Annotated in this window: 29 protein-coding genes and 1 tRNA gene; 8 read left to right on the top strand and 22 right to left on the bottom strand. The window is 31.4% G+C overall.

Features of this window, described 5'->3' with window-relative positions:
* Positions 1-51 precede the first annotated feature (51 nt).
* Together AANAER_RS14010 and AANAER_RS14015 are read right to left on the bottom strand one after the other, a co-directional pair.
* Positions 52-855: a UDP-N-acetylmuramate dehydrogenase gene (locus tag AANAER_RS14010; RefSeq protein WP_129082428.1), complete on the bottom strand. Its 804-nt coding sequence runs from the start codon at positions 853-855 to the stop codon at positions 52-54.
* The gene (locus tag AANAER_RS14015) at positions 848-1,714 is read right to left on the bottom strand and encodes a menaquinone biosynthesis family protein (RefSeq protein WP_129082427.1); all 867 of its coding nucleotides are present in this window, start codon (positions 1,712-1,714) and stop codon (positions 848-850) included. The genes AANAER_RS14010 and AANAER_RS14015 overlap by 8 nt, the downstream gene beginning before the upstream one ends.
* Before the next feature lie 141 nt (positions 1,715-1,855).
* On the opposite strand from AANAER_RS14015, the gene AANAER_RS14020 reads away from it, so the two are divergent.
* The 5 genes from AANAER_RS14020 to AANAER_RS14040 all read left to right on the top strand — a co-directional run bounded on the left by AANAER_RS14020 (position 1,856) and on the right by AANAER_RS14040 (position 5,369).
* Entirely contained in the window at positions 1,856-2,653 is a 798-nt protein-coding gene (locus tag AANAER_RS14020) for an STAS domain-containing protein (protein ID WP_052502785.1), read from the top strand.
* The gene (locus tag AANAER_RS14025; protein ID WP_044419381.1) at positions 2,643-2,990 is read left to right on the top strand and encodes a hypothetical protein; all 348 of its coding nucleotides are present in this window, start codon (positions 2,643-2,645) and stop codon (positions 2,988-2,990) included. The genes AANAER_RS14020 and AANAER_RS14025 overlap by 11 nt, the downstream gene beginning before the upstream one ends.
* The gene (locus AANAER_RS14030) at positions 2,962-3,339 is read left to right on the top strand and encodes an ATP-binding protein (RefSeq protein ID WP_052502784.1); all 378 of its coding nucleotides are present in this window, start codon (positions 2,962-2,964) and stop codon (positions 3,337-3,339) included. Before AANAER_RS14025 ends, AANAER_RS14030 begins: the two co-directional genes overlap by 29 nt.
* Positions 3,340-3,343: 4 nt before the next feature.
* On the top strand, positions 3,344-5,221 hold the full coding sequence (locus AANAER_RS14035) for an ATP-binding protein (RefSeq protein ID WP_164969355.1): 1,878 nt from the start codon (positions 3,344-3,346) through the stop codon (positions 5,219-5,221).
* Between the two features lie 60 nt (positions 5,222-5,281).
* A tRNA-Ser gene (locus AANAER_RS14040) sits at positions 5,282-5,369 on the top strand.
* 24 nt (positions 5,370-5,393) lie between these two features.
* Here the strand turns inward: AANAER_RS14040 and nuoN are convergent.
* The 18 genes from nuoN to AANAER_RS14130 form a co-directional block, all read right to left on the bottom strand.
* A complete protein-coding gene (gene nuoN, locus AANAER_RS14045; protein ID WP_044419380.1) occupies positions 5,394-6,881 on the bottom strand; it encodes an NADH-quinone oxidoreductase subunit NuoN in 1,488 nt (495 codons plus the stop codon).
* Positions 6,874-8,406: an NADH-quinone oxidoreductase subunit M gene (locus AANAER_RS14050; RefSeq protein ID WP_044419379.1), complete on the bottom strand. Its 1,533-nt coding sequence runs from the start codon at positions 8,404-8,406 to the stop codon at positions 6,874-6,876. Before AANAER_RS14050 ends, nuoN begins: the two co-directional genes overlap by 8 nt.
* 12 nt (positions 8,407-8,418) lie before the next feature.
* Positions 8,419-10,350, bottom strand: a complete 1,932-nt coding sequence (gene nuoL, locus AANAER_RS14055; RefSeq protein WP_044419378.1) for an NADH-quinone oxidoreductase subunit L — start codon at positions 10,348-10,350, stop codon at positions 8,419-8,421.
* A 2-nt stretch (positions 10,351-10,352) separates the two neighbouring features.
* Positions 10,353-10,652 (bottom strand): NADH-quinone oxidoreductase subunit NuoK, encoded by a 300-nt coding sequence (gene nuoK, locus AANAER_RS14060; protein WP_044419377.1) that lies wholly within the window; start codon positions 10,650-10,652, stop codon positions 10,353-10,355.
* Positions 10,649-11,224: an NADH-quinone oxidoreductase subunit J gene (locus AANAER_RS14065; protein WP_044419376.1), complete on the bottom strand. Its 576-nt coding sequence runs from the start codon at positions 11,222-11,224 to the stop codon at positions 10,649-10,651. The genes nuoK and AANAER_RS14065 overlap by 4 nt, the downstream gene beginning before the upstream one ends.
* Before the next feature lie 9 nt (positions 11,225-11,233).
* A complete protein-coding gene (gene nuoI / locus AANAER_RS14070; protein WP_044419375.1) occupies positions 11,234-11,857 on the bottom strand; it encodes an NADH-quinone oxidoreductase subunit NuoI in 624 nt (207 codons plus the stop codon).
* 9 nt (positions 11,858-11,866) lie between these two features.
* The gene (gene nuoH, locus AANAER_RS14075) at positions 11,867-12,859 is read right to left on the bottom strand and encodes an NADH-quinone oxidoreductase subunit NuoH (protein WP_044419374.1); all 993 of its coding nucleotides are present in this window, start codon (positions 12,857-12,859) and stop codon (positions 11,867-11,869) included.
* Between the two features lie 2 nt (positions 12,860-12,861).
* Positions 12,862-15,333 carry an NADH-quinone oxidoreductase subunit G gene (locus AANAER_RS14080; RefSeq protein ID WP_129082425.1) on the bottom strand — a complete coding sequence of 824 codons (2,472 nt, stop codon included), beginning with the start codon at positions 15,331-15,333 and terminating at the stop codon, positions 12,862-12,864.
* Positions 15,333-16,145 carry a hypothetical protein gene (locus AANAER_RS14085; protein ID WP_129082424.1) on the bottom strand — a complete coding sequence of 271 codons (813 nt, stop codon included), beginning with the start codon at positions 16,143-16,145 and terminating at the stop codon, positions 15,333-15,335. The genes AANAER_RS14080 and AANAER_RS14085 overlap by 1 nt, the downstream gene beginning before the upstream one ends.
* A gap of 2 nt (positions 16,146-16,147) precedes the next feature.
* Positions 16,148-16,414, bottom strand: coding sequence for an NADH-ubiquinone oxidoreductase subunit E family protein (locus AANAER_RS14090; protein ID WP_044419371.1), 267 nt, complete (start codon positions 16,412-16,414; stop codon positions 16,148-16,150).
* An 85-nt stretch (positions 16,415-16,499) separates the two neighbouring features.
* The gene (nuoD, locus tag AANAER_RS14095) at positions 16,500-17,729 is read right to left on the bottom strand and encodes an NADH dehydrogenase (quinone) subunit D (RefSeq protein ID WP_129082423.1); all 1,230 of its coding nucleotides are present in this window, start codon (positions 17,727-17,729) and stop codon (positions 16,500-16,502) included.
* A 3-nt stretch (positions 17,730-17,732) separates the two neighbouring features.
* Entirely contained in the window at positions 17,733-18,542 is an 810-nt protein-coding gene (locus AANAER_RS14100) for an NADH-quinone oxidoreductase subunit C (protein WP_129082422.1), read from the bottom strand.
* The gene (locus AANAER_RS14105) at positions 18,542-19,051 is read right to left on the bottom strand and encodes a NuoB/complex I 20 kDa subunit family protein (RefSeq protein WP_044419368.1); all 510 of its coding nucleotides are present in this window, start codon (positions 19,049-19,051) and stop codon (positions 18,542-18,544) included. The genes AANAER_RS14100 and AANAER_RS14105 overlap by 1 nt, the downstream gene beginning before the upstream one ends.
* On the bottom strand, positions 19,033-19,422 hold the full coding sequence (locus AANAER_RS14110; protein WP_044419367.1) for an NAD(P)H-quinone oxidoreductase subunit 3: 390 nt from the start codon (positions 19,420-19,422) through the stop codon (positions 19,033-19,035). The genes AANAER_RS14105 and AANAER_RS14110 overlap by 19 nt, the downstream gene beginning before the upstream one ends.
* Before the next feature lie 163 nt (positions 19,423-19,585).
* Positions 19,586-21,322, bottom strand: coding sequence for an ATP-binding protein (locus AANAER_RS14115; RefSeq protein ID WP_129082421.1), 1,737 nt, complete (start codon positions 21,320-21,322; stop codon positions 19,586-19,588).
* Positions 21,319-21,672, bottom strand: coding sequence for a hypothetical protein (locus tag AANAER_RS14120; protein ID WP_129082420.1), 354 nt, complete (start codon positions 21,670-21,672; stop codon positions 21,319-21,321). The genes AANAER_RS14115 and AANAER_RS14120 overlap by 4 nt, the downstream gene beginning before the upstream one ends.
* A gap of 90 nt (positions 21,673-21,762) precedes the next feature.
* On the bottom strand, positions 21,763-22,686 hold the full coding sequence (locus AANAER_RS14125; protein WP_129082419.1) for an AEC family transporter: 924 nt from the start codon (positions 22,684-22,686) through the stop codon (positions 21,763-21,765).
* Positions 22,687-22,759: 73 nt separating this feature from the next.
* Positions 22,760-23,269, bottom strand: coding sequence for an NADPH-dependent FMN reductase (locus AANAER_RS14130; RefSeq protein WP_044419363.1), 510 nt, complete (start codon positions 23,267-23,269; stop codon positions 22,760-22,762).
* 132 nt (positions 23,270-23,401) lie between these two features.
* Between AANAER_RS14130 and AANAER_RS14135 the strand changes: the two genes are divergently transcribed.
* The gene (locus AANAER_RS14135; protein ID WP_044419362.1) at positions 23,402-23,629 is read left to right on the top strand and encodes a hypothetical protein; all 228 of its coding nucleotides are present in this window, start codon (positions 23,402-23,404) and stop codon (positions 23,627-23,629) included.
* 1 nt (position 23,630) lies between these two features.
* On the opposite strand, the gene AANAER_RS14140 is transcribed toward AANAER_RS14135, so the two are convergent.
* Positions 23,631-23,876 carry a helix-turn-helix domain-containing protein gene (locus tag AANAER_RS14140; protein WP_044419361.1) on the bottom strand — a complete coding sequence of 82 codons (246 nt, stop codon included), beginning with the start codon at positions 23,874-23,876 and terminating at the stop codon, positions 23,631-23,633.
* Between the two features lie 121 nt (positions 23,877-23,997).
* Here AANAER_RS14140 and AANAER_RS14145 point away from each other — a divergent pair, with 121 nt between their 5' ends.
* Positions 23,998-24,231 carry a hypothetical protein gene (locus tag AANAER_RS14145; RefSeq protein WP_044419360.1) on the top strand — a complete coding sequence of 78 codons (234 nt, stop codon included), beginning with the start codon at positions 23,998-24,000 and terminating at the stop codon, positions 24,229-24,231.
* Between the two features lie 2 nt (positions 24,232-24,233).
* Here AANAER_RS14145 and AANAER_RS14150 read toward each other — a convergent pair whose 3' ends face one another.
* Positions 24,234-24,473, bottom strand: a complete 240-nt coding sequence (locus AANAER_RS14150; RefSeq protein ID WP_044419359.1) for a helix-turn-helix domain-containing protein — start codon at positions 24,471-24,473, stop codon at positions 24,234-24,236.
* A 102-nt stretch (positions 24,474-24,575) separates the two neighbouring features.
* Between AANAER_RS14150 and AANAER_RS14155 the strand changes: the two genes are divergently transcribed.
* Positions 24,576-24,815 carry a hypothetical protein gene (locus AANAER_RS14155; RefSeq protein WP_129082418.1) on the top strand — a complete coding sequence of 80 codons (240 nt, stop codon included), beginning with the start codon at positions 24,576-24,578 and terminating at the stop codon, positions 24,813-24,815.
* Positions 24,816-24,871 lie beyond the last annotated feature (56 nt).

Genomic DNA, 24,871 nt, shown 5'->3' on the forward strand with positions numbered 1-24,871 from the left:
ACTAAACCCTTACTTTTTTAAATCTCGAATTCTATCATAAATAATTTAAAACTAAAAAATCATAATCTCTTCTTCTAATTCTATATTAAATTTATCTTTTACTCTTTTTTTTGCTTCATTTATAAGATATATTGCATCTTCATAAGTCCCTTTTCCCAGATTAACCAAAAAATTTGAGTGAACTTCACTAAATGCCATATCTCCTTTTCTAAAACCTTTTAATCCTACCTCTTCAATTAAACGTCCTGCAAAATCACCTTTTGGATTTTTAAAGCAGCTGCCCGCACTTGGTTTTTGAGGTTGATTATCTCTCATTTTATTAAAATCTTTTAACTTCTCTTTGCAAAAACCATACTCTATATCAAAAACAACTTCATAAACTATTGTATCGATTTTCGTATTTCTGTATTCGTAAGTTATATCCTCTTTTTTTATATATCCGTCTTTTGTTTTTATTTTATTTATATAATTAAAGATTTCCCAACTTTTTAAACCTGCATTCATTTTAACAAGTCCTCCCAAGTTTCCTGGGAGTTTGGCTAAAAACTCCAAATTTGCAATATTGTTTTTTCTACAAAAACTCAAAAGTTTTCCCGAACTTGTAGCGCAACCTACATAAAGTTTATTATCATTTTGCTTTATATAATCGAAAGTTTCACCTAAAATTGCAAATTTTGCAGGATTGTTAGAGATTAGAAGATTATTTGCTTTTCCTATTATTTGGCAATCTTTATACTCCCCTATTTCATTTATAACCAATATTTCAGCTATGGGACCTATATGAATAGAAGAGTATCTTGAAAAATCTACTTCTTTGAAATAATTTTTTGCTTCTTTTTCACTTTTATTAACTATTTCTTAACTCCTGATATTCAGATGGAATCAAAAAATCTTTTGAACGAATCAAATTTTCATAAAAGCCATGTTTATAACCCAACTCGTAAAGTTTGTCCAAAGCTTCATACTGAACTTCGCTTAACATAACGGAATTATCATTTGCATAAAGATCCAAATAATTGTCTAAAGTACCTGCATCAACTCGAATAAGACCTTTTTCAAGTAACATTGGAGCTAATACTTTTCTGTTTTTATTTGCAACATCTACAGCTTTTATTAAAGTATTTTCGTAATCAATCGCATTATGAAGAGGGATTGAACGTCTTAAACACATTCCTCCTAAAGGAAGAGGCAGATCACCTCCGCTTAGTTCAACCCAAATATCCCAAATCTCACGCTCAACTTCTAATTCATCACTATAATTTAATATTGACTCATGAATTAAAACTCCAGCGTCTACTTCACCTTTTAAAACAGCATTTTCAATATCTAAAAAATTCATATAAGTAATTCTGGCTTCAGGATATGCAATTCTAAAAAGAAGTGCATTTGTAGTATATTCTCCGCTTAATGCAACTTTGAAGTTTCTTTTTAATTTTGTTCCTTTTCTTTTTATAAGTTTAGGTCCATATCCTTCTCCGAAAGATACGGCAGTTTTTAATAAAGCATAATCATCTTTAACAAAAGGGTACAAAGCAAAAGAGATGGCACAAATATCATATTCTCCTTTTAATGTAGCTTGATTTAAAGTCTCTATATCATCGGCAATGTTTTCAAATACGGCGTCTGTAGGAGTAACCCAGCCGAATTTAATAGCATAATACATAAAGATATCATCGGCATCAGGAGAGTGTGCAACACTAATAGTTTTCAAAATATATCCTTAATTTTTTTTCTAGAAGGATTGTATCAAGAACTAAATTACTTTTTGATTTAATAAAGTTGAAAATAGACTCCCTTTTTATCAAATAAAATTCGATATAATAGAGCAAATATCTTGCGTCCAAAAGGAAAAATAATGAAAAACAAAACTGAATTAGAAGCTGAATTAAAAAAAACCAGATTAATAATAGATGCCCAACCTAATATCGTAATTGTAACAAACGGTGAAAAATTGGTTGATGCAAATCAAGCTTTTTTAGAATTTTTCGGTGTTGAAACAGTTGATGAGTTTTTAGAAAAAACAGATTGTATTTGTGATTTTTTTATGAATGACGGCTCAAATAAATATTTGCAGAAAGTTTACCCTGACGGAACAAGATGGGCAGATTTATTAATTCAAGAACCTGATGTTCTACATAAAGCTATGATTTTGAATACAAATGCGGAAAAGACTATTTTTGAGGTAAAAGCCAATAAACTTATATCAAAAGAGGGAATTGATTACGGTCAAGACGTAGTTGTATTTTCGGATATTACTACAATGGAAAACCAAGCAACTCTTATTGCAGAGATGGAAATACCTATTTTGGAGATAAATCAAAATACTACATTAATACCTCTAATAGGAATATTGGATTCCGTAAAATCTCAAACTCTAATGGAAAACATATTAATCTCAATTAAAGAAAAAACTACAAATGTAGCAATTGTAGATATTGAAGGTATTATTATAGTCGACAGTGCAGTTGCAGCACACTTAATAAAAATAACAAAAGCTACAAAACTGATGGGTTGTACGACTATTCTTTCAGGAATAGCTCCTGAAGTTGCACAAACAATAGTAAACTTAGGTATAAATTTAGATGGGATATACACAACATCCACATTAAAAGATGCAATTACTCTTTCAAAAACACTTGAAAATGAAAAGTAATTATTTAATAAGCAATAATATTGCCATCTTTACGCTAAATCCTGAGGATAAACATTTAGATGATATGGGCGTAAAAATTTTACAAACAGCAAAAAAAGAGTTTGTACATTCTACTATTTTTGATTTAGCTCTTTTTGATGTTATCTCAAGTGAAGACATTGCTTTTATAGAAAAGCTGGTTCAAATATTAAAACTTCATAATATAGAGGTAATTGTTTGTAATTTTAACGTATATAGTGCATCAATACTATTTCACTTTGTTGAGAATATCTCTTTTAAAACAGAACTTAATGTACAAAAGGCAATGGATGCTATTAAGAGTAACAAAAAAAAGTGATGTAGCAGTTTTATTAACAAATGTTCGGCAGTTTTTAAAAGAGCACGATATTTCAAACAAAGGTTTACTTTTGGAGATAAAAACAATAGTATCCGAGCTTATATACAATATTCAAAAATATACTCCAAAAGGCTCTGTTAATTTGGAATTTCAAGATAAACATAATTTAAAAATAGAAGCAATAGATCAAGGAAGCGGAATTGAAAACTTCAATTTGGCAATACAAGACGGATATAGTACAAGCGGAACTTTGGGATTGGGTTTTGCTTCAATTTTCAGACTTAGCGATGAAGTTGAAGTTCAAACAAGTGAACAAGGAACAATAATAAATATAAAAAAAAGAGTCTAACGTGTTGAAAATAAATGCTCAGATTAAACCATATACAACTCCAAATGAATGTGGAGATTTTTATGATTTTATTGAACTTGATAAATATTTTTTATTAGTTATAGGAGATATAGGAGGACACGGTAGTCCCAGAGTCTATAATATTGCAACAAAAATAAGAGAGTTAATAGAAAAAAACAAAAAAGAGAGCCTAAAAGAGTTATTAACCTTGATACACTCTCAAGATTATTTAAAAACCAACGGTATGGCCATTTTTTTGGCTCAAGTCTATAAAGAACTTCCAATAATGAGTTATTGTGCTATAGGAAATACAAAATCTTTTCTTTATAGAGAGAAAAACTTTATTCACCTTAAATCTCAAAGCGGAATTTTAGGTTATGATATACCAAGAACTATTAAAACAAATCTGATAAAGCTTTTAAAAAACGATACGCTTATAATATCTACAGACGGTGTAAGTTTGCATGATTCGCAAATAGAACCTCTTTTAAGAAGTGTAAAAGATATAAACATTCTTCCAAAAAAAATTGTAGCTAACTACGGGAAAAAAGATGATGACAGCCTTTGCTTTATAATAAAATTCGAAAATCTAAAAAATAAAAACTTTTCTGCAAAATTTCAAGAAGAGAACTTACAGATAAATAGTCTTAGAGGAAATAAAAGAGCTATAAAAAACTTTAATAAACACTCCCTTGACAAAACATATAAAAATGCAATTATAAAAGAGAAAAAAAGCAGTAATATCCATAATATAAAACTTTTAGACAATGATAACCTGATAGTTGAAAATCTTCAAAAAAAACTTCTGAATTTTAGTATTGACAAACTTGATTCAATAGTTAATTTCGGAGAAAAAAGTAAAGTAAAAATAAAAACATTTTTAACGGAAGCTTTAAATTATTCAAGCGTTGATATATATTTAGATGAAAACCTGCTTCAATTATATATACACAATATCAAACCCTTGGCAAAAACTTTAGACTTCTTATTTAACAATTTTTATATTTTCAAAGATAATAGCTGCATAATACATATAAGATTTAACGGGCATTTAAATAGTCAAAATATTGATATCCTCGTTTTAAAAGAGATGTTGGAACTTGGTTTAAATGATGAAGATTATCGTAAATTAAAACAAACTCAAGAGAACTTAGATAAACTGGCAAAACAGTCAAAACTGGCATCAATGGGAGAAATGATCGGTAATATTGCCCACCAATGGAGACAGCCTTTAAGTGTAATCTCAACAATTGCAACAGGAATAGAGGTAAAGAAAAAATTTGATACCCTTGATGATACGGATCTTGAAAAAGAGATGGACTCCATAATGAAACAGGTAAATTATCTATCTCATACTATAGATGATTTTAAAAACTTTATTAAAGGAGACAGAGAGTTTCTTCCTATTAGTATAAAACAGGTACTTGAAGACACTATTTCATTAGTAGAAGCTAGTCTTAAAAACAACTATATAACTCTTATAACCGATATATCCCATGATATTAAAATTGAAGGGAATAAAAACGAACTAGAGCAGGCTTTAATAAATATTATAAATAACTCAAAAGATGTGTTAAAAGAGTCTTCAAAAGAGGATAAGTATATTTTCATCTCTGCAAAAAAAATAGAAGATGACAATTTGGAAATTAAGATTTTAGATAACGGTGGAGGGATAGACGAAAACATAATAGGAAGAATTTTTGAACCCTATTTTACGACAAAACACCAATCTGTTGGAACAGGTTTAGGTCTTTCTATGGCAGAAAAAATTTTAAGAGAAAGATATAATGCCTCAATAGAAGCCAATAATGAAGAGTTTGTTTATAAAAAAGCTAAATACAAAGGAGCTTGTTTTACAATAATTTTTCCAGTAAATTCTTAATTTTTAGAAAATTATATATTTAATTTATAATTTTTACGATAAAATCCTTCTTTCTTTTAAAGACAGGTGCTTGAGCGGTCGAAAAGGTACGCCTGGAACGCGTATGTAGTGAAAACTACCGAGGGTTCGAATCCCTTCTTGTCTGCCAGAAAATTTAGCTACTAGGAAAATCCTAGTAACCTGAAATTTGTACGTAATACGAAATTATATTTAATAAAGGTTCTACAAAGAAAATTGAAAATATAGTTACGATTGCACAAAATCCTATCAAAGTCTTAACAGCAGTTGTACTATTTGCCATATATTCTATATTGTTGTTTTCTACTGGCTCTTTTAAAAACATATAAACTATCGGTTTTAAGTAATAGTATGCAGCAATTGCAGAGTTTATAGCCATAATCAAAGCTAAAATAATATATCCGGCATTTACGGCACTTCCGATTAAATACATTTTCCCCCAGAAAAGTGCAAAAGGAGGAACTCCTGCTAATGATAAGAAAAAAAGTCCCATCATTGAAGCTGTAAAAGGTGAGACTTTTATAAGACCTGAATATTTTTCCAAAGAGTGGTCACTGCTTAACTCCTTTGATTTATCTCTATTAAGCCAAAGCATTGTAAATGCCCCTAAATTTGTAATGAAAAACATAATCCAATACAAAAACAAAGAGTTCGTAGCTTGTGTAGTTCCTATTAAAACAGCCCCCATTGCAAAACCTGCATTAGAGATAGATGAATAAGCCAACATTCTTTTTATATCAGTTTGAAGAAGTGCTATAATATTAGGAATAGTCATTGTTAAAACAACTGTTGCATAAAGAATAATCTCTACATATATATCACCGCTTGCTAAAAAAATCTCAAAAAATCTTAAAGCTACCACAAATCCCGCTATTTTCGGAACAACTGATAAAAATCCCGCCAAAGTTGCAGTTGAGCCTTCATATACATCTGCAACCCAAGTGTGATAAGGAACTAAAGAAAGCTTAAATCCTATAGCACCTAAAAGAAACACCACTCCAAGTAAAATTACGGGGTAATTTTCGAAATTCGAATTTGTAAGTATTTCTGAAATTTGTCCAAGTTCAACTGTGCCCGTAACTGCATAAAAAAGAGTAGAACCAAAAGCAAAAAATGCTGTAGCTAAAGCTCCCATAGTAAAATATTTGATTGCAGCTTCTATTGCATTTTTTCTGTTATGCATAGCAATCAAGGTGTATAAAGCCATTGAAGCAGTCTCTAATCCCACAAAAATCAAAATCAAAGAATCAGAACTTACCATAAATTGAAATCCTGCAACTACAAATAAATAAAGAGCAAAATATTCAGGATATCTAAACTCTTGAAATCTTAATTTACTCATAGTTGTAAAAATAAACAATATTGAGGCAAATACCATAATAGCTTGAGAAAGTATTGAAATACCGTCAACCAGCATTAAATCAAAGAAACCTCTTACATCTCCTGAATATCCTATTAAAGTACCTAAATCTACTAATAAAAAAAGTATTGTCAGCATAATATATAAAGATTTATCAAGATTTCTATTTACCAAATCTACACATAAAATTACAAGGGCACCTATTATTGCCATAAGCATTGGTACGATTGTCGCAAAATTTAAACTAGCAAAATCAATTACTACAGATGGAATACTAGTCATTTTTCACCTCCCCAATGCTGTTTGACTCTAAGAGTCTGACCTTTGTTGATTGATTAACAGCTTTTATCTGCATAACTTCAACAAGTTGTGAGACTGATTTATCTACAGGCTTAAGTATAGGTTTCGGATAAACCCCCAAAATAATCACAACTGCAATAAGAGGAACCAAAGCTGCTATTTCACGTCCTTTTATATCTTGAAGTTTTCTATTCTCTTCATTTGTAATAGGACCGAAAAAAGATTTTTTATAAAGAACAAGCATATAAACTGCCCCTAAAATAATTGTAAGACCTGCAATAACAGTAAGTACAGGTGAGACTTTGAAAAATCCTATTAATGATAAGAACTCACCTACAAATCCGATAGTCAAAGGAAGTCCGATTGAAGCCATCAGCATAATTCCGAAAATAGTTGCATATTTAGGCATTACCAAAGCAAGTCCTCCAAAATCTTTCATCATCTTAGTATGACGTCTGTCATAAATAACACCGACTAACATAAACAATCCTCCCGATACTACCCCGTGAGAAATCATTAGAAAAATTGAACCGCCGATACCTTCAACATTTAGTGCAAAAATCCCTAAAATTATTACACCCATATGTGAAACCGATGAGTAAGCGATTACTTGTTTCATATCTTCTTGTGCATAAGCAACCATTGCCGTATAAATAATAGCAATCAAAGCTAAAATTGCCATCGGTATTGTAAAATAGACAGAAGCATCAGGAAAAAGAGGTAATGAAAATCTTACGAATCCGTAAGTACCCATTTTAAGTAAAACTGCCGCAAGTATTACAGAACCTATTGTTGGTGCCTGACCGTGTGCATAAGGAAGCCAGGTATGAAAAGGAAACATTGGAACTTTGATTGCAAAACCTGCAAAAAAAGCAACAAATAACCAAAGTTGCATATCAAAAGGAAGTACAAGCATATTCCAATCTAAAATACTAAAACTCCAGTTTCCTGTTGTCTGATAATAAACATATCCAAGATACAACATACCCACAAGCATTACTAAAGAACCAAAGAATGTATATAAGAAGAATTTAATTGCCGCATAAATTCTAAGCTGACCACCCCAAGCTCCTATGATATAAAGCATCGGTACAAGCGACAATTCCCAGAAAAGATAGAAAATAATAGCATCTAAAGCAACAAAAACTCCGACCATTGTCATTTCTAAAAACAGAATCGTAATAATAAGATGTTTTAGATTTCTTTTTTCGGTTAATCCTATTACAGATATCATTGTCATAAAAGTAGTCATAATAACCAAAAATAAAGAGATACCGTCAATTCCCACTAAATAGTTTATTCCGTATGACTCGATTATAGGAATTATTTCGGTAAACTGCATATCAGCTATACTGCTGTCAAAGTTTGTCCACATAAAAACTGTCAATACAAACTCAATTGCAGTTACCAAAATTGCATACATTCTAATAGAATCATTTTTTACTAAAAATCCTATCAAAGCTGCAAATGCTGGGAAAAATATTAAAATTGATAAAATATGTTCCATCTACTTAACCCCTTACTTCGCAATTCCAAGTGCTACAAGAAGGACTAATAACACTGTAATACCTAAAACCATCAATCTCAATGAAGTTGATAAATTACCACTTTGCATAACTCTACTTTTATCTCCGCTTTTATAAATAACTTTTGCAATACCGTCAACAATTGCATCAACAATCTTAAGATCAATTTTTTTCCATGAAAATCTAGAGAGTGCCAAATAAGGTCTGTTTATAACATATGCTATAAAATGCGGCATAAAATATTGATTTGCCAATATTTTATAACAAGGTCTGTTTTTAAGTTTTTCACTAAAAAAGGTTCCGTCTTTTTTAAACTTAAATACGGCAAAAGCAATACCGCTTAATGCAATTCCCAAAGTTACGACCAATAAAACCCAAAAAGTTCCGTTTGATACATGAATATGAAGTTCAGGAAGAAGTTTTGTCGCCATTTCAATAAACGGTTCTTTAAAAAATCCTGCAACAACCGCTAAAATAGCAAGAGGTGTCATTGCTGCAATTACATAAGATTGAGCCTCATGAGGATGATTGCCTTTTTCATGAAAATTCTCTTTTCCGTGAAATACATACATAATAAGTCTAAATGAATAAAAAGCAGTTAATCCGGCAGTTATCCAAAGAATAGCCCATAAAATATATGAATGGGTTCCAAAAGCAACTTCCAAAATCAAATCTTTTGAAAAGAATCCTGAAAAAGGAAAGATTCCCGCAAGTGCTATTGATGCAAGCGTCATAATAATAGAAGTTCCTTTCATATATTTATGAAGTCCACCCATCTTTTTAATATTTATTTCATCATTAAGTGCATGCATAACATTTCCTGCACCTAAGAAAAGAACTGATTTGAAAAAAGCGTGAGTAGCAAGATGAAAAAGTGCCACCCAGTAAGCACCCAAACCTGCTGCTACAAACATATACCCAAGTTGAGACAGGGTTGAAAAAGCAATGATTTTTTTAATATTTGTTGCAACTAATGCCATTAAAGCTGCTCCAATAGCAACAGCTGCTCCAAGGGTTGCTATAAAATATCCGACTTCAGGAACTATAGTATAAATCTCATTTGCCCTAATTACTAAATAAACTCCTGCCGTTACCATTGTTGCTGCGTGAATAAGTGCAGATACGGGAGTCGGTCCTTCCATTGCATTTGCAAGCCATTGATTAAGAGGAAATTGTGCAGATTTACCCATAGCACCTATAAAAAGGAAAATTCCTATGGCTACGATTACACTACTGTCAAGATTACTTATATTTGCAAAAACCTCATCATATTGTAAAGAGCCTAGATTCCAATAAATAAGAAAAATTCCAACTAACATTCCAAGGTCACCCACTCTGTTTGAAATAAATGCCTCATTTGCCGCATAAGCAGGAGAAATTGAAGAGAAAGGAGATAATGTTGAAAACGGTGAGTTATAGATATCTTTTGTTAAAGGTTTATCTTCTCTATGGTACCAAAATCCAATTAACAGCCAAGAACAAAGTCCAACACCTTCCCAACCTATAAATAATCCTGCAAAGTTATCAGACATAACCAATATCATCATTGAGAAAACAAATGCCGAAAGGTAAGAGAAATATCTGTTATATGAATTATCGTGAACCATATATCCCATAGAGTGAATATGAACCATTGTTGAAACAATAGTAACTACTACCATCATGGTAACGCTTACTTGGTCAACAACAAAACCAAAAGGAATACTCATATTACCGATTGCAATCCAATCTAAAAGTTTTACATGAACTATAGAGTCCGTCGTATAAATATATTGCAGCAATATCAAAGATGCCACCATTGATACGCCTAAAAGAAGTGAAGTAATAATTCCCGTGAAAACCATTTTAGGTCTCATTGCAAGACTTCCAGCAATCAAAGAACCTAAAAGAGGGGCAAAAAGTGCTATATATAAATATTTTTCCATTATTACCCTTTCATACTTTGTAGATTGTCAAGATCAATTGTTCCTCTTTTTTTATAAAGCAGAATCAATAAACCAAGTCCTACCGCAACTTCACTTGCAGCTATTGCAATTATAAAAAACGCAAACATCTGTCCTGTTAAATCTCCGTAAAATTTTGATATAGCGGCAAGAGCTACATTTACTGCATTTAACATTATTTCCGTAGAAAAGAAAAGCATAAGCAGATTTTTTCTTCTGATTACACCTACCATTCCCAATAAAAATAGAATTGCAGATAAAATTAAATAGGCATTTAAACTCATTTATTATCCTTTTTTAGAGTTTGTGACTCTAAGGCATCAATCTCTTCTTCAGTAAGTTCAGAATATGAAATATCCATTTTTTTCCCTGCTAAAATAATTCCACCTATCATAGCAACAAGTAACATTACTGCCGCAACTTCAAAAGGTATTAAATATTTAGTAAATAAAACAACTCCGACATCTTGTGCATTTCCCCATTCAGGATGAACAGGATATTGAGCCTCTATATTTGAGTTTACTATAGGAGCTACGAAAATCAATACAATAACAAGCGCAGAAATTCCGCTTAACAAAAACATAAGTTTCGGATTGTTTATTCTCTCTTTTACTACAGATAAAGCATCAAAAAACATCATACCAAAAGCATACAGTGCCATTACGGCTCCCGTATAAACTACTATCTGTACAGCTCCTAGAAAATCAGCATCAAGCAAAAAGAAGAAAGCTGAAATAAAGATCATTCCCGCGGCTAATGAACTTAAGGCATATAATGAATTATTAGTAAAGACTGTTATACCAAACATAACAATCGTCAAAATTGAAAATAGATAAAAAGCAACTATTTCAAACATCTCTTCTCCTTAATAAGATAATGGAGTTTTCTTGATTTTTTCATCTGCATCAGGCGATACAGCACCAAAACCAGGATACTCTTTTTGCTCTTTTAATTTATCAAGAGGAGTTAATAAATCCTCTTTTAATACAAAATGGGCTCTTTGTTCACTTGCATTTTCATATCTTCCTGCGTGAACAATCGCAAGTTCGGGACAAACTTCGGCACAATATCCGCAAAAAATACATCTTCCCAGATTTATTGAATACTCCATTACCTCTTTTCTAGAGTTTTCATCAATTTTTGTCTCCATTCGAATACAGTTTGAAATACAGATTTTTTCACATAAACCACAACCGATACATCTGTTTTCCCCTGATTCCAAAAGAGCTAAAAGTTTGTGAACTGCCCTATATCTAGGTCCTATTGGAAGTTTTTCGGCAGGATATTGCACAGTATGCATTTCACCTTTGAAAAGGGCTCCTGTCATCATATTCCACACAATTTTAAGACCTACGAAAAGTTCGCCTTTTACAGATCTTTTTACAATCTGTTTAAACTCTTCCCATCCGGTTTTAGGATATTCGTCTTCCAAAACATTAATATATTCCCCCATACTAATATTTCTATCTTTTAATTTGTCTAATCCCATTTATAACTCCTAAAACATCATTACAAAACCTGTAATCAAAATATTGATTACGGCTAAAGGCATTAAAATTTTCCAGCACAGCCACATAAGTTGGTCGGGTCTAATATGAGGCCAAGCAGCTCTAGTCCATAAAAAGAAGAAAATCAATACCATTACTTTTAATATAATTGCTAAACCGCCGGGGATAAACCATAAGTCATTGAAACCTCCAAGAAAGATTAGAGAGACTATAAAACTTATTGTAAAAAGGTTTGCATATTCACCTATAAAAAACATACCCCATCTCATACCTGAATATTCCGTTGCATAACCTGCAACGATTTCAGCTTCATGTTCAAGCAAATCAAAAGGTGTTCTGTTTGTTTCTGCAAAACCTGCAATCAGAAAAAGAACGAAAGCCAAAGGTTGAGACCAGATTAACCAATCTGAGAAACCTCCTGCTTGATAAGCATTTATATCAATTAACGATAAAGAACCTACTAACATAAGAGGTGCTAAAAGAGCAAGACCTGAAACTACTTCATAAGACAAAAGTTGAATAGCTGTTCTAGCCCCACCTAATAAAGACCATTTATTTGCACTACTCATACCTCCTAAAAGAGGTCCGTAAAGTCCAACCGAAGCAACTCCCATTACAAAAAGAATCCCTACGTTAATATCTGATAAAATAGGTCTTACGGTATACCCGAAAAGTTCAAATTCAGGAAAGAAAGGAACTGCCGACATTGCAATAAATGCAGTTGAAGCTGTAATCAAAGGTGCAATTTTAAATACAGGTCTAGCCGCATTTTGAGGGACAAAGTCCTCTTTCATAAAAAGTTTTATACCATCTGCTGCTATTTGTAAAACCCCTTGAGGACCTACATTCATAGGTCCGAGTCTTCTTTGCATAAATGCTAAAATTTTTCTCTCTATATATGTAGTAAATCCGGCAATTGCCGAAAATACCGCTAATATAACTATAGCTTTTATAATAGTCTCAATAATAAATCCTGTTTCCATTACTACGCCTTTTTAATTACAGCTTTTGAGAATCTGTACTCATCAAACAGTGCTTTTGTATCTAAATCTTTTTGGAAAGTTGAAATATATGCAACTTCCCCTGCAATTTGTTCGTCACAATACGCATTTAATTCCAACTCAAGCTCTTTTGAAAAAACTTTAACCTTATTGCCTTTTTCCAATCCGAGTTTTTCAAACAACTCTTTTGAAGCAAAAAGTCCCGACTCTAAATCTTTTGCAAATTCATGAGCTATTGCCGTAAATTCATTGAATTGATTAATAGGATTCGCTCTATAAATCAAAGTTTCATTTTCTAATAATTCAATTTTTTCTAAACTTGCAGGCTCAGCTTCTGTTATAACATCACTGCTTTTTGAAGAGAGATCATAACCTCTGTATTCAATCCTGTCATTTCCGAAATAGTTTGGTAATTTATCAAACTCTATCTCTTTAAAACCTGCATTTAAAGGAAGTTTTTCCGTATATTCTATTGTATACTCTATGTCATCTTCTAAAACGGCATTTGCAATATCGTTTAAAACATACCCTTTATATCCGATTGCCACATTTGTAGGGATTACTTTTTTATCTACATTTGTAAAAGTCCCTTCTTGCTGATTAAGTGCAGGCATATCCAAATCTCCGTCGCCTAAAGCACTAAGTTGGAAATCTGCTTTTTCATTGTAACCTACGCAAAAACCACTGTGTTCATCTGTTATATCGCAAATCAAACTTACACCTAAAGTATTTGTTTGAGAAGGGATAATCACAATATCAAAATCGGTATATTTATCAATCAAACCGCAAAGTTTTCCTAAATTTTCACTTTTTGGATGAGTATATAAATCTTCTCCTACCATTAAAGAGAATTTATCTTTTTTAGCTAATAAAGCTTCCAAAGTATCAAGAAGTTTTTCATCGGCACCTATTTCATCAAGAAGTTTTGTATATTCAAACTCTACTTCTTTAGGAACTTTTTTGCTGACTACTTTTTTAACCTCTTTTTCTTCTCCGCTCTCTTCATCTTTTACTGTTTCAACAACTGTCTCTTTTACTATTTCGGTTACTGTTTTTACTCTTGTCTCTTTTAACGAGTTTAAATACTCTTGAATATTTTCAGGCAAATCTTTTCCGAATTTATCCAAAATAAAATATAAAACATACTCTTCTTTCAAAGGTTCATACTGAATAAACTCTGTTGTTTTTCCTTTTTTCCCTATTTTTTCCATCACAGAATCAGAAATTGGATGGAAATATATTGCAGAACCTTTGTTTATTACTACTGAATTATTTAAAGCATATCTTGCATTGGGTAGATCTGATTTTAGATAACTTCCCACTGAAATTACAAAATTTGAATTATGCACCTCTTTCAAAGTTGAAGAGTAGAGGTTACTTCCCGATGTTAAACTATAGGCATTTAAAAATTTTTTATAATTGAAAGCATCTTTGTTTACAAGTTTTGCACCTGTTTTCTCTGAAATTTTTTGTAAAATAAGAGCCTCTTCATTTGTAATAAAAGAGTTAAATTTGATTGAATCTGCTTTTTTGAAAGCTTCAACTGCATTTTTAAAAGCCTCTTCATCTTTTCCTTGAACTCTGTTCTCAAAATCATATGCAAATCTTGCAGCACCGTTTAGGGTTGAATAATGAGCTTCATTTGTGACTCTGTAAATTTTAGGCTCAGCATTTTCAAGGGATTCATGTTTTGTTTCATAATACATAAAAGCACAATCTGCCGAGTGAGGATTAGCCGCAGGAACTCTATTTAGTTCCCAAGCATTTGATTTATATTGAAAATCTGTTGAAACCAAGGCACCAACAGGACAAACCGAAATACATTCACCGCAATCCGTACAAGCATCTTCGTCAAAACCTATAAGCGATTTATTAAGTTTGTTCCACATTGCATAAGCATCTTTAGGCATTGACGTTTTAAAAGTTTTATCTAAAGCATCGGCTCCTCTTTTTACCGTACTTAAAGCACTTGAACCAATCATATCTTTACATACTGTTACGCACTTTTCACATACAATACATAAACCAGGGTCGTATTTCATAACTCCCCAAACAGCCGCAGGTCTATGAACATCTTTTGTAGTATAACTTTGAGAATCAACTTTCATATACAAAGAGTAGTTTTGTAATTCACACTCTCCGCTTTGATCACAAACTCCACATTGTAAAGGGTGGTTTACATCATAAACCTCCATAATCGCACGTCTCTCTTTTGCAATATTAGGAGTATTTGTTGAAATTTCCATACCCTCTTTTGCTTTTGTATTACAAGAATAGACCTGCTTCCCGTCAGCTTCAACCAAACACAATCTACATGCAAGAGTAGGAGAACATCTTGTAAGATAGCAAACAGCAGGAATAAAGATATCGTTTGCACGAGCTACATTTAAAATATACTCTCCCTCTTTTGCCTGAACACTTTTCCCGTCAATCGTTAATGTAATTAAATCACTCATTATGCATCAACCTTTTCAATCTTTACTTGTTTATACCGATAACCTTGAGATAAACAGCTAGAATCATCTCTACTCATCGGACAAAGGGCAACTGTACCCATTAAATCTTTATCAATTTTAAATTTTCTTTCAATTTTTTGACCTTCACAGTTGATGAATATTTCGTCCAAGTTACTAATTTTTGCAACTCTTGCAAAAGATTCACTTCCTATTAAAGTAGAAGTGTCATCCTCTTCATAAACTCTATAAATAACAGTTCCGTTATAAGAGTGCAAATCGGCAATCTCTTCTAAATTGTCGTTTGCCGCTTCATCTAATATATTTTGAAATTTAGGTTCTAAAGAGATTATGTTTAGATCAGAGTATTTTTTAATAACTGAAAGAATTTTTGTTATATTTTCTACTCTTTCATGAGAAAAAATATCTCTTCCTATAATAAGAGTTTTCTCTTTTTTGTTTTCAGCTTTATGTAAAGCCTCTTCAAACTCCTCTTCCCCTGCTGAACTTTCAGCTGAGATATACCCTATATCCAAATCATTGATATAAGCTTGAATATTCTCATCCGATTGTTTTACAAAAGTCTCTAAAAGCAAAGAAGCAATACCCTCTTCACTTCCCACTTCATATTTAATAAACTGCGTGTAATACATCTTTAAATCAATATTATCAATAGGATGCATATAAACAAACTGCGCATCATTTTTAGCAATTGCCTGGATAATCGCTTCTTGAATCTCTACATTATCTCTTGCTAAAAAAGTACCGAATGTAACAATATAATCACTTTTTGCAATAACTTCTTTAATATCCATCTCTACTCTTCTTCACTTTGGGGTTCTTCTTTTGGTTCTGGTTTTACTTTTTTTACTACTATTGTCCAATCTACTTCATTGAACTTTAGAGAGTTCATTAAAGTATATCCTGCTTCATAAATTACATCGGCACTTTTTTGAATAGCGGAAAAATCTCCTATTTCAAAAAGGAAAATTGCATTTTCACCCTCTTTTATATCTTTTTGCATAAGTTCTAACATTCTGTCGTAGAAATTATCTTTTAAAGGTCTTAAATCAAATCTTTTCACAGCATTACCTCCATGGCTTCACTTCGTTCCGACCATTTCGGTTCCGAAGCTAAAAAATTAAAATTGTTTACTTTTTTCACGCTTCTCATCTGTCAATTTCACCGAATACTTCATTTAAACTACCGATGATGGTTACAACATCTGCTAATTGATGTCCAGGCAGTAAATCCTCGAAAATACCCGTATGCCAAAAAGACGGAGCTCTTAATTTCATTTTATATGCGTATGGACTTCCGTCACTTACAATCATAAATCCCAACTCACCTTTTGGAGATTCCGTTGCCACATAAACTTCTCCTTTAGGAGGTCTCATTCCTTGAGTTACTAAAACAAAGTGTTGCATTAAAGAGTAGTTTTGAGTCATAATATCTTCTTTTGATGCAGAGATATATTCAGGAGCATGAGCCATAAGTTGAGACTCACTTTCATGATACATAGGAATTAATTGTCTTAAAATTTTTGCACACTCTCTCATCTCTTGCATATAACAAAGATATCTTCCGTAGCTGTCTCCCGTTGAAGCAACAGGAACATCAAATTCTAATTCAGGATAAAGTCCGTAAGGCATCTCACGTCTAAGATCCCATTTTATCCCCGAGCCTCTTAAGGTAACTCCTGAGCACGCCCAAGATTTTGCCATTTCAGGAGATATTGTTCCTACATTTTCAAGTCTCATTCTCCAAATTCTATTTTGAGTTAAAAGACCTTCATATTTATCAACTTCAACATCTAAAATTTTTAAGAATTTTTCTAAATCTTCACACCAACCATCAGGTAAATCCAAAGGAACGCCGCCTATTCTTATGGTACTGTGGGTTAATCTTGCTCCGCAATAATCTTCAATAAGATCCATTGCGAACTCTCTTTCTCTAAAAGTATAAAGAAATACCGACATCGCTCCTACGTCTAAAGCATGGGTAGCCAGCCAGAAAAGGTGGGCAATAATCCTATTTAGCTCAATAAGCATTGTTCTTATTATCTCCGCCCGTCTTGGAACTTCAATACCTAAAAGTTTTTCTACAGCATGAGCATATCCGTAGTTGTTTGAAGCTGCTGCAATATAATCCATTCTGTCCGTTGTAGGTAAAAACTCGTTATAAATCATATTTTCACCCATTTTTTCCATACCTCTGTGAAGATATCCGACATCAGGTCTGGCTTTTACTATCTCTTCTCCTTGAAGTTCGAGTATAAGTCTCATTTGACCGTGAGAAGAGGGGTGTTGAGGACCAAAGTTGATAACCATAGTGTTATCCTCTTTTTCGAAATGAATATTTTCAAAAAAAGGTTTTAATCTATTTACTGATTGTTTCATATTCTACTTTCTCTCTTTTAGTGTAACGCTGTTTTCTTCATTTAGTTTTTTAATAAGCACAACTCCACCCTCTTCTTGATAACCAAGAGGTGTATGTTCTGGTTCTTTCCCATCAGTAATATCTGTTCCGAAAGGCACTTCATGTCCAAGTCTTGCAAATCTTTGAGTATCGTATCTATCAACATTTGCACCGTCTCTAATTTCAGGTCCTATCTCTTCTCTTGCTTCTTTTCCGAAGATTTTGTCTACTTCGTACCATTGGGCTGCTTCATCTCCGTGAAGAGGATAAGTTTTTCTTAAAGGATGACCGTACCAATCATCAGGCATAAGAATTCTTTTCATATTAGGGTGATTTGTAATTTTAACCCCGTACATATCATACATCTCTCTTTCTGCCCAGTTTGCCATTTTGAAAAGAGAATATACTGATTCTATAGACTCTTTTTCTTTAATAAAAGTCTTCACTCTTACTCTTTTTCTTTTTGTTAATGAAAGCATTTCATAAAAAATATCAAAACCACCCTTGTCGGCTATATAATCAATCGCGGAGAGTTCCATCAGCATCTCATATTCAAGTTCATCTCTTAAAAATTTTAAAACCGAAACATTATCTCTGCTGCTTATAAAAATCACAAGTTCATCAATCTCTATATAAGAGTTTGAAACTTCAAATTTTGAACTTAAGGCTTCAATATCCGCTGCATAAATTTCATCTTCGCTTGCAGGTTTTTTAGGAGTTTGAGGAGTTACGTAAAATCTATCACTGAAATATGATTTTTTTTGGACATCATTTTTTGCTTTGTATTCTCTCATTACACTAGCCTCTTTTTCTTTATTGATCTAAAAATAGACTCTCTTCTTATCTTTTTTTGTAGCATCATAAGAGCATATTGAAGAGTTTCAGGTCTTGGAGCACATCCAGGAAGGTAAATATCCACGGGAATTACTCTGTCTACACCTTGTACTGTTGCGTAGGTATTAAACATTCCTCCGGTATTTGCACAAGATCCCATAGATATAACCCATTTAGGTTCAGGCATTTGATCATACAATCTTCTCATAAACTCGGCATGCTTTTTTGTAAGAGTTCCTGCAACTATGATACAATCCGATTGTCTGGGACTTGCTCTAAAAATTGTACCGAATCTGTCAAAGTCATATCTTGAAGCTCCTGTTGCCATCATTTCAATAGCACAACAGGCAAGTCCGTAAGTCATAGGCCAAATTGAGTTTGATCTTCCCCAGTTTACCAATTTGTCTACAGTTGTAAGTGCAATAGGTGCACCGCCGTCTTGTAAATAGTTTACTTTATGTTGTGCCATTCAAGCGCTCCTTTTTTCCATGCGTAGATAAAACCGATTGTAAGTAAAAGGATAAAAAGAATCATTTCTACAAACCCGAACCATCCCAATACTTTGAAATCTATTGCCCAAGGAAACATAAAAATAATCTCTATATCAAAAAGAATAAATAAAAGTGCCATCAAATAAAACTGCACAGATACACTGCTTGGCTGTTTGGTAACTTCAGGTCCACACTCATAAAGCGTAGCTTTCAATTTTTCAGTATCAAGTCTAGCCACTTTACGGCTTAATAATCTAGCCAGATAAACCGTTGCGATAAAGGCACCAAATGTCAACAAAAACATAAAAAATGCACCAAAATACGGATGTGAAAACTCCATATGTGTCATCTTTAATCCTTCTTAAATTTTATCATTAATGTTAGATAATATCCAATCTCTTATAAAGCCAGTCTTATAAGAGCTTGTTATGTTCTAACTATTTCATTCTTTTATAACTAAAAGTATCAAACAAAAAAAATTATTAAGTAACTATTAATTTTTTTAAAGTGGTCTAACTAAAAAAACCTACTTTGTTTTCAGAATCAAAGTTACCTTTTTTCTCTTTTTGAATCTGCTCTTCAAAAGCTTTTACGGTAAAAAGAGGCTCATCATCAACTGCTATTTTAAATGCAGTATTTTTTATAACCATCTCTATTTGCCCACCTGTAAGTTCATGCTCTGCTAGTTTATTTATATCAAACCCCTCTTCCAAGGGAAGATTTTCAGGTAAAAGTTTATTCCATAATTGAACTCTTTGATTCAATGTCGGTTTTGTAAATTCAATTTTGTAATTGAATCTTCTAGAAAAGGCTTTGTCAAGTGATTCTAATAGATTTGTCGTTGCAATAAGTATTCCGTCGAACCTTTCAATCTGTTCTAAAAATATATTTTGCATCTGATTGTGCATTTTTTCACTACCGCTTGTACTTGTTGTAGTTCTTGCACTTAAAAATTGGTCTGCTTCATTTAAAAGAAGAACAGGCTCTGTTTTACTTCTATCTCTTATTTCATAATATTTATCGAAAATTGCTCTTACGTTTTTCTCACTCTCACCCACATACATCGATAAAATCTTAGAACAGTCAAAACTTAAAATCTGTTTTTTCAAAGATTTGGCAAAAGCAAGTGCAGTCAAAGTTTTACCTGTTCCAGCGACTCCATAGAAGATAATTCTTGCTTCTATTCCTCTTCTTTTATCTTTTATTCCCCACTCTTTTAAACGGTTAAATACCTCTTTATCCATTTGCTTTAAAAGTGAATTTAAAATATCTCTTGTTTTATCATTTAAGATTACGTCATCTAAAGATTTGTTTGTTGATACCAGTTCAAACATATCCTGATCTTTTATCAAGGTATCTAACTTTACTTTTCTGTTTGAACTTTTCTTTTTTGTAGGATGAGAGATCTTATATAAAATATCATCGGGAATATAAAAACTTCTGTTTATTCCTCCAAAAGGAGTTAAAACCTCATCATAATCAACCAAACCGTTTGAGATAAGAGTTGAGCCGTCTTCAAGCAGACTTCTGTTTTTTATCTTTTCATAATCATCGCTTGATATCAAATCAATTAAAGAGTTCATATCTCTAATTGTTCCGTCTCCTCCTGCATATTCCTCTTTTAGCAGAGCCAAAAAGAGCATTTGTTCATGTTCGTTTAGATTATTACTTTTAAAAAAATCTTCAAGCAAAATTTGACTGGTTGTCTCTTTCACTCTATCTTTTATTCTATTTTCCAAAAGCGTAAGTTTTGTTTTCAATCTATTTATATTTGGAGAATTTTCATCAAAATTTCTTTTTACTAGATTTAACTGTTGAGCCAAATCTATTTTAAAAAACTGATCTTGCAGATATTCCAAATGATCGCCGTAACTTTTTATCTCAGGCAATACAAAATCTAAAGAGCCTCTTTCTAAAAATTTTAAATATGCAGGAGATAGAGTTACGGGTGAATTTAAAAGTTCCAGTTGGGACATTTCACTTAATTTCATATGGTCAAATCCATTTTGAACAAGCCAACCAAGTCCTAAAAGGGACTTTATTTCATGAATGTGATTTAAATGTTCATAATTTTTCACATCATAAAACTCAGCTAAAATATCAATTACAATTAAAGTATCTCTTCCGCTTATATACTCTTTTGTAATATATTGTAAAATTTTTGCTTCCTCTTTTGAACATTTAAGATGTTTAAAAAAGTTTGTTTTTTCAACATTTTTAGACTTGATATAATCTATAATCTCATTCATTGATTTAATTTTTCCTTTAAATTTTTATAGAAGAGTTCTTTATTTTTTTTATCTTTAAACTCTATCTCATAATCATCATTTATAATAATTGTTAAAGCTCTGTCATCTATTTTTTTTATATCTTTTAATTTTATTACTTTTTTATCATCTTTCAAATTTACTTCAAAACCGTTGTCTATTTCCATAACTTGATCGTTGCAAATTCCTTTGTAACTTCCCTTTGAATAAACTATATTTTTACAGTTTTTATCTTTAAAATGGTTTTCAATTTTTTCTAGATTAGAATTATCAATCATATTTAAAGTTATTACGATAATGGCTACTATTGCTACTAAAACTAAAAAAATCATATAAGAGACTCCAAGGATTTAAAATATTAATATCTTACTACAATTATGTTAAAGGTAATCTATCAAAATATATAATCTATAACTAGTTTTCTAGTTAAGATATTGAAGGAAACCTAAAATAAATGATACGGTAAATAGTGAAAATAGTGTTTCAAAAGTAATAATTGATGCCATCAATTTTGTATCTCCGCCTAATTGTCTTGCTAAAATAAAAGATGAAGAGGCAGTAGGCATTGCCCCGAAAATAATTAAAATAGTCAATAGAAACGGTTCTAAAGAGAACAGTTTTCCTATAACAAACATAGTTAAAGGCATAATTACAAGTTTTAAAATTGATGATACTATTAATTCTGTTTTTGCCTCTTTTATAGAACTTAAATCAAGGGCAAAACCAATAGACAAAAGTCCTAAAGGAAGTGCAGAGGCACTTAATATTTCTATAAATTTAACTGCAATTATAGGAGTATAAATATCAAAATAGTTTATACTTCCTCCAAGTAAGCATGCCAAAATCAAAGGGTTTTTAATAATTGATTTAATCATTCCCAAAAAGGTTGCTTTTGTATCATTTACATAAAAAGCAAAAACCGTAATACATATTACATTTATTGCAGGAATCGCAAAAGTTATAAGTAAAGCTGCAAGAGCAATACCTTTGTCTCCCAAAATAGCAGATACAAGTCCTAAAAAAACATACGTATTAAATCTAATCGCCCCTTGAACGACAGAACTAAAAGGGGCTCCTTGAGTATTCATTTTAAATTTTAAAACAATAGATAAAATTAAAACAAAAACCAATGCCAAAAGTCCCGTTAATACGAAATCAAAGGCTTCAAGATTTTCTAAATTTGCTGTTGAAAGCTTATAAACAAGTAAAGAAGGCATTAATACAAAGTATGTCAGTTTATCTGCATTTTTCCAAAATTCGGCAGAGGGGAAGTCTATCTTTTTAAAAGAGAACCCTGTTAAAATAAGTAAAAAGATTGGAATAAGTGCAGTCAGGATATGTTCCATAGAACCTTCTATTTTTAATTGTAAATGATATTATATCTCATTTTTTGAAAAATCTATTGAAAACTTTCAAAGATTATATCTCTGAAAGTTTTCCAAGTTGAGAAATCATATTGTTTGCACTCTCTTCATTTAGAGGTTTGTCGTAACTTGTTAAAATTTCTCTTGCCAAAATATTCGCACCTAAGTGTTGAAACTGAATTCTCATTGCTTGAAGAACTTTTGTTCCTCCGCCGCCGCTGTGCGTTGCTAATCCTACAAACTTTTCGTTAAAAGCATCTCTCCAGTCTTCTGTTGCTCTTGATGTCCAAGCTATTGCATTGTTTAAGACAGAAGGCATAACTCCGTTGTATTCAGGAGCAATCACGATAAAAGCTTTTAAATCAACTATTTTTTTTGATAAATCTTTTGCCGCTTGAGGAATCCCGTTTTTTTCCTCTTCAATAGTATTATATAAAGGTAGATTCAAACTTACCAAATCAATAAGTTCAGTCTCTATGTTTTGCTCTTTTGCAAGCTCTACAAACTTTTTACCAAGCTTTAAATTATTGTTTGAGCTTGCAACTAAAATACCTATTTTTGCCATAAAAATATCCTTCATTTTAATTAATCGTGAGGCATTTTATAACTTTTACTTTATGTAAAAATTAAATTAATTTCATAACTACTTAATTCAAGGAATATAATTTGTATATAACATCAAAGCAAAGGAAAAAAAATGAAAAAAGAGAAAAAAGCATTTAATCCAGACGATTTTTTTACAACAACAACCGTAAAAGATATTGTTCCTAAATTTGAGCATCTGTATCAAATGAATTTTAAAGAAATAAGCCTAAATAATGAGCTTGTTAAGTTAAATTATGAAATTATCTCAAAAGAGTATAAAGATTTTATGTCAAGCTCTTTAGCTGATTATTATGATTTTGAAGTAGATGAAATAGTTTAATTTAAAAAAACTCTTTGATATCTACATCTAATGCTTTTGAAATCTTGTATAGCTGTTCAATATTATAGTGTTTATTCTCAAGTCCGGCTTCAATCTTGCCTAACATACTAACGGATTTGTGTCCAATTCGAAGTGCTAACTCTGTTTGAGAGATATTTTTTTCTTTTCTGATTCTTTTAATATTACAGGCAATTTTTTTATGAAAATTCTCTATTTCTTCATCGTCAATATCTAAATGAAGTAGCATATTATTCCCTATAGTGAAAGTTTTTTGTAAGTTTAATAGAGTTAGAATTTCTTTTTTATTCCCTATAGGGAATCAATAATATTTTTACAAATTTATGATTTTTTCTATCTCAAGGTCAAATATGAAACAACTTCTTACACTTCTTGAAAACCAAAACTTACCTTTAAATCGATGTTATAACAACTATGAAGTATATGATAATTTTATTCTAATTAGGAAGTCAAAAGAGCTAATTTCGTCTGCAATAGGAACAAAAGAGATGTTGCGGTTATATGAAGTATTTGCAGATTTAAAAAATGTTGAGTTTTTATTACTTGAAAATGAGGATATTAGTATTAAATTAAAAGAAGAATAAAATTATTTAAAAAATTCTGACATATCAACATCTAAAACATAAGCAATCTTTGCTAAATGTTCTAAATTAAAATGACACCCTTTATGAAAAATTTCTGCATTTGATATGATACTTACACTCTTGTGTCCTATTGCATGAGAAAGAGCTAATTGACTAAGACCTTTTTCTTTTCTGAGTCTCTTTACATTTTCACCTATTTTTTTATGAAATTGTTCTATATCAAACTTGTCTATATCCCTCACGCCTTACTTTACCTTGTTATAATAAGTTAAAATTAAATTTTATAACGATAAAATCTTTTAAACAACTTGTTATAACAAGGTAATTAAACTTTAGGAATAAAAATGGAATATTTAATTTCTTTATTAGAAAAAGAAAATTTACAATTTAATATATGTTATAAAGAATATAAAATTGAAAAAAATAAAATACTAATAAAAAAATCAAAAGCAATGTACTCTTCTTTTATAGAAACAAGAGAGCTTTTAAAACTATATAATATTTTTGGGCATTTAAAAAATGTTGAGTTTTTATTACTTGAAAACGAGGATATCAGTATTAAATTAAAAGAAGAAGATCACTAAAAAAACTTTTTACCTCTAAATAAAGATAAAAAAGCTTTTTTAAACGGGAGTGTTAA

Origin of the sequence: Halarcobacter anaerophilus, from assembly GCF_006459125.1 — a bacterium.
Lineage (GTDB): Bacteria > Campylobacterota > Campylobacteria > Campylobacterales > Arcobacteraceae > Halarcobacter > Halarcobacter anaerophilus.